Below are 20,220 nucleotides of genomic sequence, written 5' to 3' on the forward strand. Positions count from 1 at the left end.
TTATTGAAATTGGTGATGTTTATTCTGGCTTTTACACTGAACAAACTCACGCCTTAACTAGCAACTTGAATTAATTATCTAAAAATTAGAACTGGTTATTCAACGAGTGCAAATTTCGGCAGACCATTTGCTACGAGGGCTGTTTTAAATATTGGAACAAATGTATTCGAAGACAGGGTAGGAACGGTTATTAATAGTAACTCTATCTCAGACAGATTACCCAACCCTAACCTTAAACCAGAATTATTAAAAGAGTATGAAATAGGCATTGAAGGTAAATTCTTTTCAAGCCGTTTGAATCTTGATCTTACTTTTTATAGAAGAATAGCATCTAATCAAATTCTTGATAGAGAACTTGATCCATCTACTGGATTTACCGTAACCACAATTAATGCCGGCAGTGTTAGAAATCAGGGTATTGAATTAGCACTTGGGTATACTGTTATTAAAAGCAAAAACTGGAGATGGCAGCTTGATGGTAATTACACTTTATACCGCAGCTTAGTGTATGATTTACCAAAAGATGTTAAACAAATAGTTGTTGGCGGATTTACAAATGAAGGTCTTTTTGCAATGGAGGGGCAACCGTTGGGAGTTATTCAAGCAAATTACACACGTAAATACACAGACCCTTCCGGAAAACAAACCAATGCGCGTATTGTAGACGCAAATGGTGATTATGTTTCGAATCCTGAAATCGGTATCATCGGTAATCCCATACCTGATTATAAATTAACAGGTATTTCTACCCTTGATTACAAAGCCATTTCTTTTAGGATGCAGTGGGATTACACAAAAGGTGGGGATATTCTCGCATACACACCTGGTACTCTTGTTGGAAGAGGTTTAACAAAAGATACTGATTTTGATCGTGAACTTCCTTTGATACTACCTGGAGTAAAAGCTGACGGAACTCCAAATGATATTCAAATCAGTGCTTCTAGAGCTTACTTCAATAACTACAGTGGTTTCTTTGGTATGCAAGATCTTATTACATATGATGCTACCGTAATAAGATTAAGAGAAGTGTCACTTGCGTATACTTTACCAGCAAAAGTGATTAAGAAGACTCCATTCGGCACTCTACAAATAGTATTTTCCGGGCAAAATTTGTTCTACTATGCACCTAATATACCCAAATACACAAGATTTGATCCTGAGACTTCTAGTTTGGGGGTATCGAATGTGCGTGGTCTGGAATACTTGAGTGGACCAACATCAAAGCGTTATGGTGCCAGTATTCGTTTAACCTTTTAATAACTGCTTATATGAAATTGAAGATAAAAATTATGACTGTATCCTTAGCAATCGTATTGTTCACGGGCGGTTGTTTTAAAGATAAATTTGATGGGATGTTGAATAACCCCAACACCCCTACTCCCGAGTCTGCTGATGCAGATTTATATTTAAGTGAAGCGCAATTAAACTTTGCCAATTTCTTTAATACAGCATCTTCTATTGGTATGCAGCTCACTCGCTACTTTGTAATGTTCGGACCGACTTATATCAATGCCTACTCACCACAAACATTCGATGGTATTTGGTCTACTGCATACACAGGGGTGATTAAACATGCTAATGCGTTGATTCCTATTGCCGAGTCGCAAAGAAAATTTGTAAATGTGGGGATGGCAAAAATCATGAAAGCATATACCCTTATGACCCTAGTAGATATGTTTGGAGACATCCCGTATATAGAAGCCAATAAGGGTTTTGATAATACAAATCCTGCACTCACTAATGGTAAACTTGTATATGATTCCGTTATTGTTTTATTGGATCAAGCCATCGCTGATCTGAATAAAACTCCTGGGTCATATCCCGGCACTCAAGACCTTTTTTACAATGCGAGCAATGCTCAGGGCGCAGCAAAATGGCGCAAGTTCGCTAAAACACTTAAACTTCGAGTATATCTTCAAACCCGACTTGTAGATAATACAGCAGGAACAAAAATTACGGCACTTGTTAATGAAGGCGATATCATATTAAGTGCTGCTGATGATTTTGAATTTAAATATTCCTCAAAACAGGCAAATCCGAATAGCCGACATCCAAGGTATAATGGAAATTATACAGCCGCAAGGTCTGCGGGAGATTACTTAGGAACTTATTTCTTATGGACCATGGTAAACGAGAAAGGTATCTCAAGTAATATTCCAGCAAATGACCAATCAGATCCTAGACGTCGTTATTATTTTTATCGCCAACGCACTAATTATGCAGATGTAAACGAGAACTCTGCTTCATGTGCATTTGCTGCAGCTCCTGCTCATTATCCAGCAACGATGCCCTATTGTTTATTACAACAGGGATATTGGGGAAGAGATCATGGTGACGGAAGTGGTATTCCGCCAGATGGAAACTTAAGAACGACTGTTGGTGTTTACCCATTTGGCGGAGAATTTGATGCCAATCAGGGAAGTAGTGTTACACTCACTATGGGGGGTAAAGGTGCCGGTATCCAACCTATCTGGCAATCGTCTTACACCGATTTCCTTTTAGCCGAGGCAGTGCTTACCCTCTCTGTTCCGGGAGATGCCAGAAGCCTTCTTTTAAGTGGCGTCAATAAATCTATTACTAAAGTAATGGCTTTCCCTGCCACCATTGGAGTTACACCTTTGGCAAATTTTGTTCCAACGGCAACTCAAATAAGTAATTATACCACAAAGGTTGAAAACTTATATAATAATGCTACCAACACTGATCAGCGCATGGAAGTTCTTGGAAAAGAATTTTATATAGCACTTTGGGGTAATGGAGTTGACGCCTATAACACTTATAGAAGAACTGGGAAACCTGGCAATATGCAGCTAACGCGTCTTGCTTCGCCAGGATCGTATATAAGATCTCATTATTACCCATCCAGTTATGTAAACCGTAATCTGAATGCCAAACAAAAGACTGCAGTTAATTTAAAGGTTTTCTGGGATACAAATCCTGATAATTTTATACGATGATCATCAAATAAGAAATAAATGAAAAAGATAAAAACACATTTAAAGTTTCTGCTTTTTATTGCCCTTTTCTGGTCTTGCCAAAAATCAGGGAATATCTCAGATTTCTCTAATATTGGTATTGGAAGCTATTTAAAGCTTGTTCAGAAGGTAAATGAAATTATGGATGCAACAAATGCTGCAAGTACAGTTAGCATTAAAGTTTCGGGTTATGGAACTGCACCCGAAAAAATAAAAATTTATGTAACTGCGAATGTTAAAACTGCCAGTAAAGCATCCTGGAAATTTATCAAAGAAGTTCCGTATAGTAGCGAAACAACCTTACAAGTTAGCAATTCAGAAATAGCTAAAGCTCTTGGTACTACTGTACAACCAGGTATCACTTATTGGTTGTATAATGAAATCACTACTAAAGATGGAAAAACACAAAGTTTCGCCAATACATTCGGTGAATTCGAAAGTAATCCCAACTATAATATGGCCCTCACATGGAAAGCAGTTGCAGTTTGTCCTTTTGACGCCGCGGCAGCAGCCGGTGTATACAATATTACAACTGATGGCTGGGATGGTGCAGTCGGTCAACAAGCAAACGTTACTGTTTCGGGAGATATAGTTACCGTCACATACCTATTCCCCTTTGCAGCTCCCCCCGGAAGAAATCCGGTAAATATTAAAGTAAACATACAAACAGGTAGTGCAACTGTCAGTCCACAAATTTATGGTAGTTACGGAGCTGCATTCCAAAACTTTACTTGCGAAGGAACCGGGTTTGTTTTTGCCTGTACAGGCTTGATTGATTTAAATTTAACCCACAAACTAGGCGCTACAAACTATGGCACCTACAGAATAACACTTAAAAAGTAAAATACAGACAAAAAGAACTTATTTAAGTTTATTTTCCGCTCAATAGAGGGATCACCTAGTAAGATAAGTGATCCCTTTATCTTTTAAAAGATGTATTACAATGTTTAATGTAACCCATAATTCTATTGACTCTTAAGCAAGAGTCCACTATAATTTTCGATACCCCCTTTTTTGAGATGGATGTATTGTTTTTACAATAAAGTAGTTATGCATGATGATTCATAGGAATTAAATCATAAACTATTTAAACTATTTTAAGCAAAAAATAGTAATATTAGTATTTATATTACTTCTTTCCCGGGTTTCTTCCTGAATGGATGAAATTCTGCTTTAGTAACTTATTTATGCAACCAACTTACAGACTTCATTGTCATAATTTACGTAAATATGTAAAATGATGAAATAATGAGACGGGTTAAAAAAATATGCTCAATACTAAACAACCCATTCATTCTTCTACGGATAGTTATAACTTACTGTTGGATAAATTCAGCCTCAGGTCAATGCCCACCCAATATTGGTTTCGAAAAAGGTAGTTTTGAAAACTGGGTTTCCTTGAAAGGAATTATTAATCCCTCTGGAAATATCAGCATGAATATTGTGAGCCCCGACCCCGAAAACCATGTCATACTAAGTGCTGATAAAGATGGAAAATTATTAGATGAGTATGGAGGCTTCCCTGTTATCAGTCCAAACGGTAGTAGCTATTCTGTTAAACTAGGGATGAGTGCGGGCGGAAGAGATGCCCATGGATTAAATTATACTTTCACAGTTCCAAAAACATCCGGAGATTACAGTATTATTTATAATTATGCGGTAGTATTAGAAAATCCTACACATCAGCCCCATGAACAGCCGTTGTTCAGTGTAAAAGTGTTCAACGTCACAGATAATAAATATGAAAGTTGCGGCTCTTTTCAATTCATTGCTGCAGCAGATTTACCCGGATTTAAACTTTCAAAAGCCGGTCGCCCGAATGTATATTACAAAGACTGGGCTCCTATCACTTTAAAATTACCCAGTTTTGAAGATAAAGTGCTTCGTCTTGAGTTTACAATTAATGATTGCACATTGGGTGGTCATTTTGGGTATGCCTATATTGATATCAATGAAAACTGCACCACGCCTATTACCGGTAATGTATTTTGTACAGATGTTACCAATTTGACCTTAACTGCTCCCTACGGTTTTCAGGGATACCGCTGGTTTACGGAAGACTTTTCTACGAAATTGGGTGAGAAAAACACATTAAAACTCAATCCTGCACCTCCTCAAGGTACCAGATTAGCATTAGAAATTAACCCTTTCCCTAATCAAGGCTGTTTAGATACTTTGTATACCACCATTACCAAATCATTGGATCCATTCGTATTCAATGTAACATCAGATATCGACGCATGTAAAATGCCCGGGTTAGATCTTACCCATTCAGATGTGACCAAAGGCAGTACACCTAATATGACTTACACTTATTTTAAAGATTTTGATGAATCGGTTTTTGTTACAAATCCCAAAGCAATCGTTAACAGCAGCACTTATTATATAAAAGCCAGTAATAAAGCCGGTTGCACAGACACCAAACCAGTTAATGTCGTCATTCGGGAAAACCCTGTTATTCGCATTCCAACTAGTATAGCAGAATGTACTCCCAATATTGTTAACCTACGTGACCCCGCCTTGGTTGCTGGTAATAGATCTGATTTAACTTATAGTTTCTGGGAGGATGTTAATACTATACAACCTTTGTTAAATGCTTCTGCCATTACAAAAACGGGGACTTATTTTATTCAGGCCTCTGATCCGTTTAAATGTTTTACCACACAAGCAATCAATGTAAGTATTACCCCTCCACCATTAGCAGTTGTTAATAATCCATTAGCTTGTGGATCTTTGGCGCTATTTTCTGCGAACATAGCTGTCGGAAGCGATCCTTCCGCAAGTGTTTCCTATTGGACAGATGGTACAGCTACAGTAAACAGATTACCGGAAAGTCATCTTTTTACAAATACCACAAAATTGTTTGTAAAAATTACATCCATCGGCGGATGTTCTGTGATTCGTCCGGCTACTGTTACGATTCATCCTTATCCTGACTTTACCGTCGTAGATCCACACACCGTTAAAATACCTAAGACAATTAATTTGACAACAACGGTTCCTTTTAGCCAAAATTGGATATATACCTACTGGGAAGATAGTGCTGCCACAAAAACTTTATTCAACCCGGAACGAATTATAAAGTCGGGTAAGTACTTCGTGAAAGCCACCAGTAATGAAGGTTGTACGGTAGTTCAACCTATTAATGTAACAATTGATGATGCTGATATTTTGCCTTCAAATATTTTTTCACCCAACGGAGATGGTATTAACGATTATTGGCTCATCCCTTTGATTGAGTATTATCCGGAATCTACGATTGAGATATTTACACGAAATGGACAATCCATTTATCGATCCAAAGGCTATACGCGTGTTTGGGATGGCAGGGCAAATGATGGCAATATTGTTCCTGTAGGTGTTTACTATTATCTCATCAAAGCATCACCAAGGTTAAAACCCGTCTCCGGCACAGTTACTGTGATTTACTAAAGTTATATCCCTAAAGGATTCTGTATTTTTGCTGCATAAGCATAATGCCTTATGGATGTTAAGATAGAAGCGTCATGGAAAGCAGTTCTGAAAAATGAATTCACCAAACCTTACTTTTTGCAAGTTGCTACGCACCTGAAAACGGAAAGGGCTACAGGTGCTGTTATCTATCCGCCAGGGTCTTTAATTTTTAATGCTTTTTTCACAACCCCTTTTGATCAGTTAAAAGTGGTGATCTTAGGTCAGGATCCGTACCACGGTGCCGGACAAGCCCATGGGTTGAGTTTTTCTGTTCCGGAAGGTGTTCCTCCTCCACCTTCATTGGTGAATATTTATAAGGAACTCAATAAAGATATTGGCATGCCCATTCCCAAAACCGGCGACCTCACAAAATGGGCTAAACAAGGGGTATTATTACTCAATGCAGTGCTCACTGTAAGAGCCAACGAACCCGCCAGTCATGCTAAAATTGGATGGATGGATTTTACAGATGCCGTCATCAGAAAAATATCGGATGAAAAAGAAGGCATTGTTTTTTTACTATGGGGAAGGTTCGCACAAGAAAAACAAATATTGATTGATGAAACCAAACACCATGTTCTCAAAGCTGCACACCCTTCTCCTTTTAGTGCCGATAAAGGATTTTTCGGCTGCAAACATTTCAGCAGAACCAATGAGTTATTGATGAAGCAAGGTCTCTCTCCCATCGACTGGAACTTGTCAACTGAAGCAACACCATCATGAAAAAAAAGAACGATACCCCTTTCTGGAAATTAATAGTAGGTAGAATCATGGCAGCCTGGGCACTGATTCTTTTCATTGCTACCATGCTACCGGCTATTATTTTTTATCTCCCTTGTTTTCTCTTGGATGATCCGGTTAAAGCCAGTTGGCATAGACATGTTTCACGCGTATGGATGTGGATCTATTTGCATTTGATCGGATGTCCATTGAAAGTAACCGGAAAAGAACATTTTAACGCACCTACCAATTATGTGATTGTTTGTAACCACAATAGTTTGATGGATGTTCCGGTAAGTACCCCATTCATGCCCAGACCCAATAAGACCATTGCCAAAAAAAGCTTTGCCAAGATCCCACTTTTTGGATGGATCTATACTTTTGGCAGCGTTTTGGTAGATCGAAAAAGTGATGAAAGTCGCAGAAAGAGTTATGAAGAAATGAAAAGAATGTTAGCCATTGGATTAGATATGCTTATCTACCCCGAAGGTACGCGAAACAGAACCCAAGATCCTTTGAAAAGCTTTTACGACGGAGCTTTCAAGCTGGCAGTAGATACCGGCAAACCTATTTTACCCGTCATATTATTGCATACCAAAAAAGTATTACCGGCGAACCTGTTCTTTTACCTCATGCCTCATCATCTTGAAATGCATTTTCTGACACCCGTTTCTACCCAAGGAAAATCTGCCGGTGAACTGAAAGAAGAAATATTTACGACCATGTGGAATTATTATCAGGAACATGCCTGATCCTATCAGAATCCTGAATTAGAAAATACGCGACTTCTATTGATACGCAGATCTCGTAAAATACCTGACTTTGGATTGATCGTGATATTGAAAGAGCGGAATAACCCTATGGGCGTTACATTCACTGATAATTGCCAGCAGTGCATTTCGCGGGTAATAAACATACTGAATTGTTGTAAGCCCCCTTGTGAAATATCATAATATCCAGTACCCCCCATTTTCCATTTATCCGTTAAACTAAAGTCGCCATTGAAGTTAATACTTGAAAACAGTTGTGTTTCAAATCCTGAGAAATCCGGTTTTAATACACGATTAAAATTGAGTGAATAAGATAAATTCAAACTCCAAGGAATATTAAAATCCGTAAACTCAGCAGGATTCGCTCTCGCAAACTGTAATTGTCTTTGTTGTTCATCCGGTGTCATAAAAGGATCAATCGGTATGTCTCTGTCTTTTTCAGTACTGCCATCTTTAGGCTTACTGGTAAAGGAGGTAGATACAGCCAGATTACCACTGGTAATTCTTCCGAATTTTAATTTAGCAGGATCAAATAAAATTCGATTTATCCGGTAACCTTGTCTGTCAACATCATAAGGATCTAGGTTCATCCCTGCTGTGATATTGATATTATCAAACAAAGTACTTCTCGCATAAATATTAAAGTTACCCAATGCAAAACTGTCTGCTAAAAAGTTATAAGACGAGTTGAATCCAAAACCATCAATCAATCTTATTTTTTTCGTTGCCTTTCCTGTGCTATCTGATTTGTCTTTGACTTTCATCTCCAACAAATTGTCGACTCCAAATGAAAGTCCACCAAAAGTACCTTCAGAAAAAGCCCCAATAATACCACCCTCAAATTGTGAGAATCGAAGCACTCGTCCGGTTGTATCCACTTGTGTATTGTAGAAGTATTTCTTTGCCATATCAGGTCGGTAATTGATCGCCAGACTGGGTCTTACTTCATGTCGTATGATTCTGCCGCCATCTTTCGATTTAATATTATAAGTACCGAAAATTCGGGTATTGGCGCTGATCCCAAATGCCATTTGTCTGGCAGTATAAAATCCTTTTTGAGTAGTCGTTTCCACTTTTTTAGCAACACTATCCCAGGTTCTGAAAATACGTTGTCCATACCAACGTTCTTCATAAGATACACTAGGCGCCAATGTCACAGGACCCAGAGATGGCAATGAGAGGGTAATAGGAACATTGTGTTGAGCACCCCATTGTAAGTCATCCAACATACGCCTAAAATTGAAGGCAGTGTCATAAAACGATAATTGATTTTGGAGATTACCACTATACGCCACACCTATTTTTTCATACCACTTGGATTCCCCTACTTGTTCTTTTCGTTGAAACGGATATAAAGTAACGACGTTGAAATTCACCGTAGGTAAGTTCATATTTACCAAACGCGTATTGTTATTCTGGTTGTGGTTGGCATTGACGGAAAGATTGTATTTACCTCTCCAATCTTTCGTATAGTTAACAGATGAACTTAATTGGTTTTGAAAATTCTGCAAAGGATTATTCAATAAGTTTTGATTGAAACGTGTACTACCAAAATTCACGTTGCCCGAAAAGCTGGTACCGGGTCTGGCCCTGCCATCGCGTGTATGTGACCAGTTGATCATAAAAGAACGACTTCTGTTAAATTCCTCTTTAGAAATGCCTCCTCGATTCAGTGCTTTGGTGTTTTGTATGGTCAGATTCAAATTACCCGTGTACGTATAGCGTTTGATATACTTTGAATTAAAGTTGGCCATCCAACCACCATAGGAATAAATATTGGTTCTGGTGGTCAGATCCATGTAATCGCTGATGAGAAAATAATAACCTAAGCCCTCCAATCCCAATCCAAAATCTTCACTGGCAGTAAAAGCGGGTGCCATTAAACCCGACTGTGGACCACGATTGAGTGGAAACAATCCGAAGGGAATACCGATGGGCATGGGTACTCCTTCAAATTCCGGAAAAGCAGCGCTTGAAATACCGAGCTTATTATTCACGATTTTCATTTTGCTGGTTCTAAAAGCAAAATGTGGGGTATCCAAATTACAAGTGGTAAAACGAGCTTTGCTGGCAAAAACCTCGGTTGCACTTATTTTTTTTAGTTTCTGGGCATTCACATAGATCTCCCCCTCCTGAAAAAAAGTATTCTTGGTTAACCCCTTGGCAGTGCGCATATCATAAAAAATGGAATCGCTCACCGATTTCATTTCACCTTGGGTAAATTGAGGTTTACTCATGGGGTTACCGGTAGAATCGAGCGAGCCATATGCTTTCACCATTTGCGATTGCTGATCATAGCGGATGGTTGCCGCTTCCATCTGTAGATCCTTGTACTCAGTTTTAGCTTTACCATATAAAAGAAACTCTTTCGTATCAATAATCAGCACTCCGGAATCAGCAGCTGCGTATTTGATCGGTGCGTCTATAGAATCTTTGGAAATTCGAATGGTATCTATTTTAGATATGGAATCAGGTCGCTGTCTTTTGGCAAGACTATCTGATTTCACAGGTGTGGTATCTAATTTTGGCTTTTCCGGAACCGTATCTATTCGTTGTTGCGTAAAATTTGTGGGGATGGGCGCAGCAGCATTGGCCTGCATAAGAAATGTTAATATGAGCAAATATCCACACGCCACAATAGGAAGCATGGTTTTTGCGTTAATTTTACAGCGTTTGCTCATATTCACTGGACAAAAATAGTGTTTGATGCGTGTAAACCGAACTCTGGGTATAATCCTTTAACGAATTGATATGATGCGTGTTAAATATGCTGCTTTTGTTTTGTTAAGTTTAGGGATCACTTTCTTGAGCGCTTTTACAGGCCCATCGGGCAAACCTCAACAAAAACAGGTGCTCAGAAGAATTATTGTAGACGCCGGACATGGTGGAGAAGATGTTGGCGCAAGGGGGAGATATTCCACCGAGAGTCAAATTTCTCTGGAAGTAGCACTTAAATTGGAAAAAATGCTACAAGCAGCATTACCTGATGTAGAAATTGTGATGACCCGTCGTACCGATATCTTCCATTCTGTTATCCAGAAGGCCGAAATAGCCAATCAAGCCAAAGGCGATCTTTTTGTTTGTATACATGTGAATTCAGCGGCCCCATCCAGACGCAGAGAGTTTGTGGGTTATAAAACCGTAACAGTCAGAAGAAAAGGGAAATCTGTTAAACAAAGAGTTAAGGATTACAAAACCTGGACAACCCCCAATCCGGCCAAGGGTACGGAGACCTATATTTATGGGGTTGATAAAACAGATGAACGTAAAGCTGTGGCGAGTGAAGGACTTGATGAATACTTGGATAGTGTCTCTATTAAGATATTACAGGCCAGAAAAACCTCTGACGCCAATGATCCTACCAAAACCATGTTGGCCAATATCCTCACCCAACAATATTTTCAACGCAGTGCTAAACTAGCGCTTACCATTGAGGAAGAATTTCAAAAAGTGGGACGTATCAGTCGTCAGGCGCAACAGCGAAAAAAGGGTATTTGGGTATTACAGGCAGTGAATATGCCTGCTGTTTTGGTAGAAACGGGTTTTATCTCCAATCCTGAAGAAGAAGACTACCTGAATAGTGAGCAAGGTCAGATTGAAATTTGTGAAGTCATTACCCGATCCATTCGCTTGTATAAATACTCGCTCGAAAATCAGGTAGGCATCAGTTCAGGTGCCGGCTCCCGAAAATAAGTTCACTTTAACATCGTACGAAAAGCAATAGCACAATAAACCTTAGTTTTGTGGTATATGAAGATATCGAACGAAACAAAAGTGGGTGCCCTTACAGCTGTGGCTATCACCTTACTGATACTTGGCTTTAATTTTCTGAAAGGAAAAACACTCTTCAAAACCGGTAATATTATTTATGCAAAATATACCGATACCAAGGGAATCATGGTATCAAATGGTGTGTTTATCAACGGCTTTCAGGTGGGTTCTGTATATGATATTGAAAACGCAGATAAAAATCTGTCTGCCATCGTAGTGGCCATCAAATTAAAAGATAACTACAATATCCCGGCTAATTCCATAGCCAGCATCAAAGAAAATCCCTTGGGTAATGCCAGTATTACTATTGCGTTAGGTGATGCTGCTACTTATGTAAAATCCGGCGATACTATTTTAACGGCTTCCAATGCAGGTCTCTTGGGAGATCTAATGAATAAATTAGGCCCGGTTGGAGATCAAATCAAAGCCACTGTTGGCTCTTTGGATGCAGTGTTAAAAAACATCAATACTATTTTTGACCCTGCTACCAAGAATAACTTGCAGGAAGTGATCGCCAATATCAATAAGACCACCGCCAGTCTTGTAGTATCTTCTGCTTCTATTCAAGCCATGCTTAACCAGCAAACAGGTGCCATCACCGCTTCAATGAACAATGTCAACAGTTTCACCAAAAATCTGGCTGATAACAATGATAAAGTCACCAGAATGTTAGGCAATGTTGAAAAGACAACAGAAAACCTTTCCAAAGCTGATATTGATGGAACCGTTGCTCAACTAAAAAACTCAATTGAGACCCTTAATACCATATTGGGTAAAATGTCTTCGACTGATGGTTCCTTAGGAAAATTATTGAATGATAAAGCGCTGTATGATAATCTTACCAATACGGTAAGAAGCGCCAATATTCTGATGGACGATCTACGTGTTCATCCCAAACGATATGTCAATATTTCTGTCTTTGGTAAAAAAGACAAAACAGGTCCGCTCATGGCACCATTGGATTCTACTAAGGCCAAACAGTAATGCAAAAAAGGGTTTATTATATCTACGTGTTTTTGTGCGGGATACTCATGCTTAGCAGCACAACAAGTTATGCCCAGCAACAAGATACTACTACTCAACCGGGAGCCGGACAATTACTTGAGTTTCTAAAAGCCGACAGGAATAATATTAAAAAAATTGACAGCAATCAATTCATCTCCTACGCAGGTAATGTAAAGATCAAACAAGGAAAAACACTTTTTTATGCAGACAGTGCTGTCGTAAATCCGGTAACAAATATTTTTGAAGCTTTTGGCAATATTCATATCAATGATGCCGATAGCGTTCATACCTACGCACAATACTTGAAATACCTGGCAAAAGAAAAACAGGCATTCCTCAAAAAAAGAGTGAGACTTACAGATGGAAAAAGCACGCTTACCACTGATGAATTGGAATATGATGTTACTGTAAAAATTGGCACTTACTTAAAGGGCGGAAAAGTAGTGAATGAAAAAACAACACTCACCAGTACAGAAGGATATTATTATGGTGATACAAGAGATATCATTTTCAAGAGAAAAGTGAGATTGGTAAATCCTGATTATAAAATTGATACTGATACACTTCAGTATAATACCGATACTGAAATCACGACATTTACTAGTCCTACAACGATTCGCAATGATAAAAAATTGGTGATCAAAACCAGATCAGGATATTATGACCTAAAAAATAAACGAGCGGAATTATACAAACGTCCGGTCATTGATGACAGCACTTATACCATGACCGCAGATGATATGGCATTGGATAGTATCAGCGGCTTGAGTGAATTCAGGGGAAATGCTGTGTATCGTGGCAAGGATTCTACGAAGGGTTTTGATATGATTGCCAATAATATCAAAACCAATAACAAAAAGAACTCTTTATTAGCTACCCAAAGTCCATTGTTGTTATTGAAACAAGATCGTGACTCTATTTACATCGCTGCAGACACTTTTTATTCGGCTAAACTTTCTGATTTATTAAAAATTAAAAATGTACCCCGTGTAAGAGACAGTATTGATTTCACATTTTTAATAGGCAGCACTAAGGAAGATAGTACCGATAAATATTTTGAAGCTTATTATAACGTAAAGATATTTTCAGACTCCATGCAAAGTGTGGGTGATAGTTTGTTTTACGCTTTGAAAGATTCAGTATTTAGATTGTTTAAGTCGCCCGTGGTTTGGGCGCAAGCCAATCAAGTAACAGGTGATACCATTTATATGTATCTAAAGAACAGCAAACCTGAGCGTTTGTATGTATTTGAGAATGCGATGGCTTTGAGTCAGGTAGATAGTACGATCTATTTCAATCAAGTGAAAGGTAATACCATCAATGCATACTTTGATACCACGGGACAAATACAATTTCTGCGATCGAAAGGCAACTCTGAGAATGTGTATTATGCTACTGATGAAGGAGGACATTTTATCGGTGTCAATAGAAACAGTTCGGATGTAGTTGAGATCCGATTTGCTGATGGTAAAGCCAAACGCGTATTATTGATCAATGGTGTTGATGGAACGATGTATCCAATGCGACAAGTCAATCATGAAGATTTGAAACTCAGAAACTTCAAATGGCTTGATAATTTGAGACCAAAAAGCAGGTATGATATCTTGTCATCGCAATAGCCCTTCCCTCCTTTTTTGTAATTTGCGGTATGATCTTGCCGAAACTTGTTCATACGCGTTTGATTCATCCCCTCAGACAATTTATTCATGATAGCCGTGCTATTGGAATTACTTTGTTGGTCTGCACTGCAGTATCCTTGCTTGCTGCCAACTGGGGCGATTGGGGTGAAGCATACAGAAGTATGTGGAATATCAGCTTTGATGGAACCAATGGACATCATGCACATATAGGATATTTATCATTACCCAATTCGCCGCTACTCATCATCAATGATGCGTTGATGGCTGCTTTCTTTTTTTTGGCAGGTATGGAAATAAAAAGGGAATTGGTTTGTGGTGAGTTAGCATCTATTAAAAAATCAGCTTTACCTGTATTTGGTGCTATTGGAGGCATGTTGGCACCGACTTTATTCTTTGGCTTATTCAATAAGGGAACGCCTTATATGGAGGGATGGGCTGTACCTACTGCAACTGATATCGCATTTACTTTAGGAATAGCTTCCTTATTAGGTAAACGAGTACCCGTTGCTTTAAAAATATTTTTGACCGCACTGGCCATTATTGATGATCTCGGAGCGATTGTGGTAATAGCACTTTTTTATGGCGGTGAAATTGCCATTGGATATTTGATCGGAGTTGCTTCCATCATTACACTGTTATGGTTTCTCAACAAGAAAAAAATTCCATTTGGCATTGTACATTGGTTATTGGGCATTTTGCTTTGGTATATGATGTTCAACTCAGGTATCCATGCCACAGTTGCAGGCGTCATCTTTGCCTTCATGGTTCCGGTAAAAAACCTAGAAGCTTATGAGTTGAAATTTCATACACCGGTATACTTTATCATCATGCCCATTTTCGCATTGGCCAATACTGCTATCGGATTTCCTACAGATAGTTTAAGTGCACTGAATAGTTCACTGAGTTGGGGTATCATTATGGGATTGTGTATCGGGAAACCGGTAGGTATAACAGCAGCTTGTTATTTTCTAGTATCCAGAAAACTGGCAGAACTTCCTTCAGGTACCAATTGGATGAAAATGATCGGCGGTGGATTATTAGCCGGCATCGGTTTCACCATGAGTATTTTCATCTCCACCCTTGCATTTAATAATCCCGCAGAACAAGACATCGCTAAAATATCTGTTCTACTGGCCTCACTCATTGCGATGTTAGCAGGATATGTTTGGCTAAGAAATAGTAAATAAAAAGTAGAAAACAAGGAACAGGAAACAAAAAACAAGTTACAAGAAAGGTACAAGACACAATAGACAAAAGACAAGAAAGATCGAATGTTCAAGGAGCAAGAAATTCAGCAAACTTGTACATTGGCTCTTGAACCTTTCTTGTTCCTTGTTTCTTGTTCCCTGATTCTTCTTTATTTCCTATCCTTCTTTCTCCATCATCAAATAAGCTTTGATGAATCCATCAATTTCGCCATCCATAACCGGACCTACGTTTCCTACTTCATAGTCGGTACGATGGTCTTTGATCATTTTATAAGGATGGAACACATAGCTTCGGATCTGACTACCCCATTCAATTTTTTTCTTATTAGCATTGGTAGCATTCATCGCTTCCTGACGCTTGCGTAATTCTTCTTCATACAATCGACTCTTTAACATCTTTAAAGCCAATTCACGGTTCTCACCTTGTGTTCTGGCTTGCTGACATTCTACAATGAATCCGCTTGGAATATGTTTCAAACGAACGGCCGTTTCTACTTTGTTAACGTTTTGTCCGCCACTACCTCCACTTCGGTAGAATGCCCATTCCAAATCGCCCGGGTTTACATTGATCTCAATACTATCATCAATCAAGGGATAAACGAATACAGAGGCAAAAGAAGTATGTCGTCGAGCATTGCTATCAAACGGAGAGATACGTACCAATCGATGAACACCGCTTTCCGCTTTCAAAAAGCCGTAAGCAAAATCTCCATCAAACTGAAGGGTTGCACTTTTGATACCGGCACCATCTCCTTCTTGAAAATCTAATTCTGTTACCTTCCAACCTTGCTTATCGCCATACATTCGATACATACGCAATAGCATCTCTGCCCAATCTTGACTTTCTGTTCCGCCTGCACCTGAATTGATCTGAACAATTGCCGGTAATTCATCTTCAGGCTTGTTGAGTGTGCTCTTGAATTCAGCATCTTCAATAGCTGCTAAAGCTTGTTCATAGGATTGTTTGGTTTCTTCTTCACTAGCATCGCCTCCCTTCCAGAAATCAAATAACACAGCGAAGTCTTCTACTGCAGTCTCTACTTGTTTATAGAGTCTGAGCCAGTACTCATTCACTTTAATTTCTTTCATGATGGCCGTAGCGCGGGTATTATCATCCCAAAAGCCCGGAGAGAGAGAGAGTTGTCGATCGGTATCTACTTTATAATTACGATTATCGACGTCAAAGAAACCTCCTCAGGACCACCACACGGTCCCTCATACTCTTAATTTGTTCTTGTGTCATGTTTGATCTGTGATTTTTTGATCTGTGATTTTTTGATCTGTGATTTTTTGATCTGTGATTTTTTGATCTGTGATTTTTTGATTTCTTTATAAACATTCGTTCAAATCAAGAAATCAAAAAATCAAGAACTCAAAGATCAAAAACATAAGCCTCATAAGCCGGATTCTGTTCCTACACCATCATTTATCTAGCCCCTGCATTACTGCAGGGATCTTGCTGCCTACCCTGGAATCCTTCCGTCTCGCCTAAGGCGAGATCGAAATCGAACGAGCCGCTCTCAAAGACTCCTATACATGGCATTACAGCACCCAAGGTTTACCCTTCTGTCTTGTTACCAATACAGAACGTGAGCTCTTACCTCACATTTTCACCCTTACCCCCATCTCGCCTGAGGCGAGACTGAGACGGTTATTTTCTGTGGCACTTTCTCTCTCCCATTCGCCTTAGGCGAATGGGGGGCCGGCTATTCACCGGTGGGTTGCCCTATGCTGTCCGGACTTTCCTCCCCCACAGTACTGTGGGGGCGATGGTTCGGGCTTATGCAATGCAAAGTTAACTTAAAACGAGGTGAGGGGCAAACAATTCAAAAGTCAAAATGCAAAAGTCAAAAATCAAAACACCCTTTTTGACTTTTGCATTTTGACTTTTGATTTTTCAATCAATACTGAAAAAACACTTCCGTAGCCCCATACCCAAATCTGGGATCATATTGATTGATGAAATGCTTTACTTCTTTTTTGGTTTTGAGAATGTCATGTATTTCTTCCCTTAAACGCCCCTTTCCTACGCCGTGAATAACAATCAATGAAGGTTGACGATGGGCAATGGCCAGATCAAACCATTTTTCAAATTCAGACAATTGAATGCCGATGATCTCGATATTACTGAGATGATCGTATTTGTCTGTCAACTTTTCAATGTGAAGATCAATCACCGATCTTGCGGGAGGTAAATGTTGACGCACTTTGGATGCATCATAAATTTTATAACCCTTATTGGACAATTTAGATAGATCTACATAATCTTCAGCTTCATTCTTCTCAGGATATTCTTTAAACAGCTGATAAGAAAAAGTAGGTTCATTATTTTCTTTCAAGGCTTCAATCCGTTGAAAGATTTGCTTAGGTTTTAGTTTTAGTTGTGCTTCATAGTGAGCAGCTTTCCCTTTTTGGGGTGAGAGTAAGGAGAAATCAATAGCGAATGATGGACTATCATTTACTGCTTCAAAATCAATATCGTGTAGATAAAAATCGTGAAAGCCCTGTACCTGATTCACCAATTCAAAATTCAGATCATTCAAAAAGAATTGTTTGTAGGTAAATTGATAAGCATCCGGTGTTTTATTTACCAAATGCACTTTCAGTAACTCTACTACTTCATCATTAAAATCATCCAATGCAAATTTGGGAATGAAAGATAGCCATACCCCATCCGCTACTTGTATTTGATTGGGTTTGGGTTTTTCCTTGGGAACCTGATCGATGTATTGTTTGGGAGGAAGTTTTTTTTCCGGTTCCTGTTTCTTTTTAGTGAAGCGATAGAAATATGGAAAATCGATCTGATCCATGTAAGCCGGGAACTTCACACCCCTCACTTCAATCATGACCATTTTGTCATTGATCAATTCAATCACCTTTCCTTCTTCATTGCTGTGCAATACGATAATATCATCACCAACCTGGTACTTCATGTCTCACAAAATTTCGCTGCAAAGTTAATCAGATTCGATCAGGATTCGGTATTCAATCTACTGCGTTTGCGCCCGTATAAGAAGTAGATCGATAATCCAATACCCATCCAAATAAAGAACCATAACCAACTTACGGCAGGTATTTCGATCATCAGGTATAAGCAACACAAAGCTCCTAGCACCGGTATCAATGAATGATTCTTCAGAAAACTATACACAGCAGTAACCAAAGCAATCAATACAAAGACGAGGAATAATATTTCTTGATAGCCTTCTGATCCTATATTCTGAAAAGCAGCCATGATACGATCCCAAGAAAAATAAACGAATACTGCCACCAATGCAGGAATCAATAATTTACCATTGATATAAGGCAATGTAAAGGCATTGCTTCCTTTGGCTTTTGCGATACGTGGCAGTGCCAGTACACCAAAACATACCAACACAAAAGCGAATAAAGTGCCGATACTGGTAAGGTCTGTCATAGTACCACTAGACATAAACAATGCAGGCACACCCGCCATTAAACCGGTTAAAATCGTTGCAAAAGAAGGTGTTTGGAATTTAGGATGTACTTGTGCGAATTTCTTTGGCAACAATCCATCCCTACTCATACTCATCCAGATACGTGGTTGTCCGAGTGCGAATACCAACAATACACTGGTGGTAGCGACTACCGCACTGATGGATATGATATAACCGATCTTATTCATTTTAAGCTTATCAAATACATAAGCCAAAGGATCATCTACTTTCAGTTCACTGTAATGCACCATACCTGTTAGTACCAGCGCAATCAAAATGTACAAGCCGGTACAGATCAACAATGAATAGATCATGCCTTTAGGCAGATCTCTTTGTGGATTTTTACATTCTTCTGCAGTAGTAGAAATGGCATCAAAACCTATATAGGCATAGAACACAGCGGATACTCCTGCTAATACCCCACCAAAACCATTGGGCATAAAAGGAGTCCAGTTATCTGTGTCTACATAAAAGAAGCCCATTACGATCACAAAAATGATCACCCCAATTTTGAACATCACCATGGCGTTGGTACTCTTCTTGCTTTCTTTAATACCGATATATGCCAAAACAGTAATCAGCGCTACAATCATAAAAGCAGGAATATTAATAATCATCTTCCATCCTCCCAGTACAGGGGCATTTATAATGGCATCATATCCCATTCTGGCATGATTGGTCATGCTCTCTAATGTCTTTCCTTCCGCCATACCTTTCATTGCTTCCTCATAACCCAATTGCGCATTCGAAGCATTGGTGGCGAGCCAGCCGGGTAGGTGAATACCAAATCCTTCCAATAGATTATTAAAATATCCGCTCCAACTAATGGCCACAACGATATTACCAATCGAATATTCAAGTATCAATGCCCAACCAATGATCCAAGCGATCACTTCACCAAAAGAAACATAGGCATAAGTATAAGCACTTCCGGCGATGGGAATTCGACTCGCGAATTCCGCATAACAGAGGGCGCTAAAGCCACAGGTGATGGCCGTAATGACGAATAAAACAGCAATCCCGGGTCCGCCATTATATGCAGCAGTACCTATGGTTGAAAAAATACCCGCGCCAATTACAGCGGCAATACCCATAAATGTAAGGTCACGTACCCCCAGTATTTTTTTTAATCCGGTACCATGACCATCTGTATGACCTGCCGCGGCTTCTGCCGCAATTTTATCGATGGATTTTCTTCTGAATAAAGAAGCTGACATGCT

Annotated in this window: 14 protein-coding genes and 1 other RNA gene; 10 read left to right on the plus strand and 5 right to left on the minus strand. The window is 39.1% G+C overall.

Annotation, left to right across the window (positions count from 1 at the left end):
- The first annotated feature begins 84 nt into the window (after positions 1 to 84).
- The 6 genes from ACTIEV_RS09215 (at position 85) to ACTIEV_RS09240 (ending at position 7,900) form a co-directional block, all read left to right on the plus strand.
- Entirely contained in the window at positions 85 to 1,257 is a 1,173-nt protein-coding gene (locus tag ACTIEV_RS09215) for a TonB-dependent receptor domain-containing protein (protein ID WP_439516394.1), read from the plus strand.
- Positions 1,258 to 1,268: 11 nt separating this feature from the next.
- Positions 1,269 to 2,957: a SusD/RagB family nutrient-binding outer membrane lipoprotein gene (locus tag ACTIEV_RS09220; RefSeq protein WP_322194953.1), complete on the plus strand. Its 1,689-nt coding sequence runs from the start codon at positions 1,269 to 1,271 to the stop codon at positions 2,955 to 2,957.
- An 18-nt stretch (positions 2,958 to 2,975) separates the two neighbouring features.
- Positions 2,976 to 3,818, plus strand: coding sequence for a hypothetical protein (locus ACTIEV_RS09225; RefSeq protein WP_439516374.1), 843 nt, complete (start codon positions 2,976 to 2,978; stop codon positions 3,816 to 3,818).
- A gap of 591 nt (positions 3,819 to 4,409) precedes the next feature.
- A complete protein-coding gene (locus tag ACTIEV_RS09230) occupies positions 4,410 to 6,407 on the plus strand; it encodes a gliding motility-associated C-terminal domain-containing protein (protein ID WP_439516375.1) in 1,998 nt (665 codons plus the stop codon).
- Between the two features lie 51 nt (positions 6,408 to 6,458).
- On the plus strand, positions 6,459 to 7,151 hold the full coding sequence (gene ung, locus ACTIEV_RS09235; protein ID WP_322194948.1) for a uracil-DNA glycosylase: 693 nt from the start codon (positions 6,459 to 6,461) through the stop codon (positions 7,149 to 7,151).
- On the plus strand, positions 7,148 to 7,900 hold the full coding sequence (locus ACTIEV_RS09240) for a lysophospholipid acyltransferase family protein (protein WP_322194946.1): 753 nt from the start codon (positions 7,148 to 7,150) through the stop codon (positions 7,898 to 7,900). Before ung ends, ACTIEV_RS09240 begins: the two co-directional genes overlap by 4 nt.
- A gap of 5 nt (positions 7,901 to 7,905) precedes the next feature.
- Here ACTIEV_RS09240 and ACTIEV_RS09245 read toward each other — a convergent pair whose 3' ends face one another.
- A complete protein-coding gene (locus tag ACTIEV_RS09245) occupies positions 7,906 to 10,518 on the minus strand; it encodes a putative LPS assembly protein LptD (protein WP_322194944.1) in 2,613 nt (870 codons plus the stop codon).
- Between the two features lie 151 nt (positions 10,519 to 10,669).
- On the opposite strand from ACTIEV_RS09245, the gene ACTIEV_RS09250 reads away from it, so the two are divergent.
- From ACTIEV_RS09250 to nhaA, 4 genes are read left to right on the plus strand one after another with little or no spacing between them, the layout of a single operon-like run.
- Positions 10,670 to 11,611 (plus strand): N-acetylmuramoyl-L-alanine amidase family protein, encoded by a 942-nt coding sequence (locus ACTIEV_RS09250; RefSeq protein WP_322194942.1) that lies wholly within the window; start codon positions 10,670 to 10,672, stop codon positions 11,609 to 11,611.
- A gap of 57 nt (positions 11,612 to 11,668) precedes the next feature.
- Positions 11,669 to 12,673, plus strand: a complete 1,005-nt coding sequence (locus ACTIEV_RS09255; RefSeq protein ID WP_322194940.1) for an MlaD family protein — start codon at positions 11,669 to 11,671, stop codon at positions 12,671 to 12,673.
- 26 nt (positions 12,674 to 12,699) lie between these two features.
- Positions 12,700 to 14,313 carry an OstA-like protein gene (locus ACTIEV_RS09260; protein WP_439516376.1) on the plus strand — a complete coding sequence of 538 codons (1,614 nt, stop codon included), beginning with the start codon at positions 12,700 to 12,702 and terminating at the stop codon, positions 14,311 to 14,313.
- Between the two features lie 29 nt (positions 14,314 to 14,342).
- Complete coding sequence (gene nhaA, locus ACTIEV_RS09265) at positions 14,343 to 15,521, plus strand: Na+/H+ antiporter NhaA (RefSeq protein ID WP_322194937.1); 1,179 nt, start codon at positions 14,343 to 14,345, stop codon at positions 15,519 to 15,521.
- Positions 15,522 to 15,698: 177 nt separating this feature from the next.
- On the opposite strand, the gene prfB is transcribed toward nhaA, so the two are convergent.
- The 4 genes from prfB to ACTIEV_RS09285 all read right to left on the minus strand — a co-directional run bounded on the left by prfB (position 15,699) and on the right by ACTIEV_RS09285 (position 20,217).
- Positions 15,699 to 16,785 (minus strand): peptide chain release factor 2 gene (gene prfB, locus ACTIEV_RS09270; RefSeq protein WP_178889151.1). Its coding sequence is split into 2 segments (ribosomal slippage): positions 15,699 to 16,724 and positions 16,726 to 16,785, totalling 1,086 coding nucleotides; the frame shifts between segments, so codons are not numbered across the junction.
- Positions 16,786 to 16,923: 138 nt separating this feature from the next.
- An RNA gene (gene rnpB, locus ACTIEV_RS09275) (RNase P RNA component class A) lies at positions 16,924 to 17,328 on the minus strand.
- Positions 17,329 to 17,443: 115 nt separating this feature from the next.
- Entirely contained in the window at positions 17,444 to 18,475 is a 1,032-nt protein-coding gene (locus ACTIEV_RS09280; protein WP_322194935.1) for a Smr/MutS family protein, read from the minus strand.
- A 38-nt stretch (positions 18,476 to 18,513) separates the two neighbouring features.
- Entirely contained in the window at positions 18,514 to 20,217 is a 1,704-nt protein-coding gene (locus ACTIEV_RS09285) for an amino acid permease (RefSeq protein ID WP_322194933.1), read from the minus strand.
- Positions 20,218 to 20,220 lie beyond the last annotated feature (3 nt).

This window comes from Sediminibacterium sp. (genome assembly GCF_051861365.1).
Classification (GTDB): Bacteria; Bacteroidota; Bacteroidia; order Chitinophagales; family Chitinophagaceae; genus Sediminibacterium.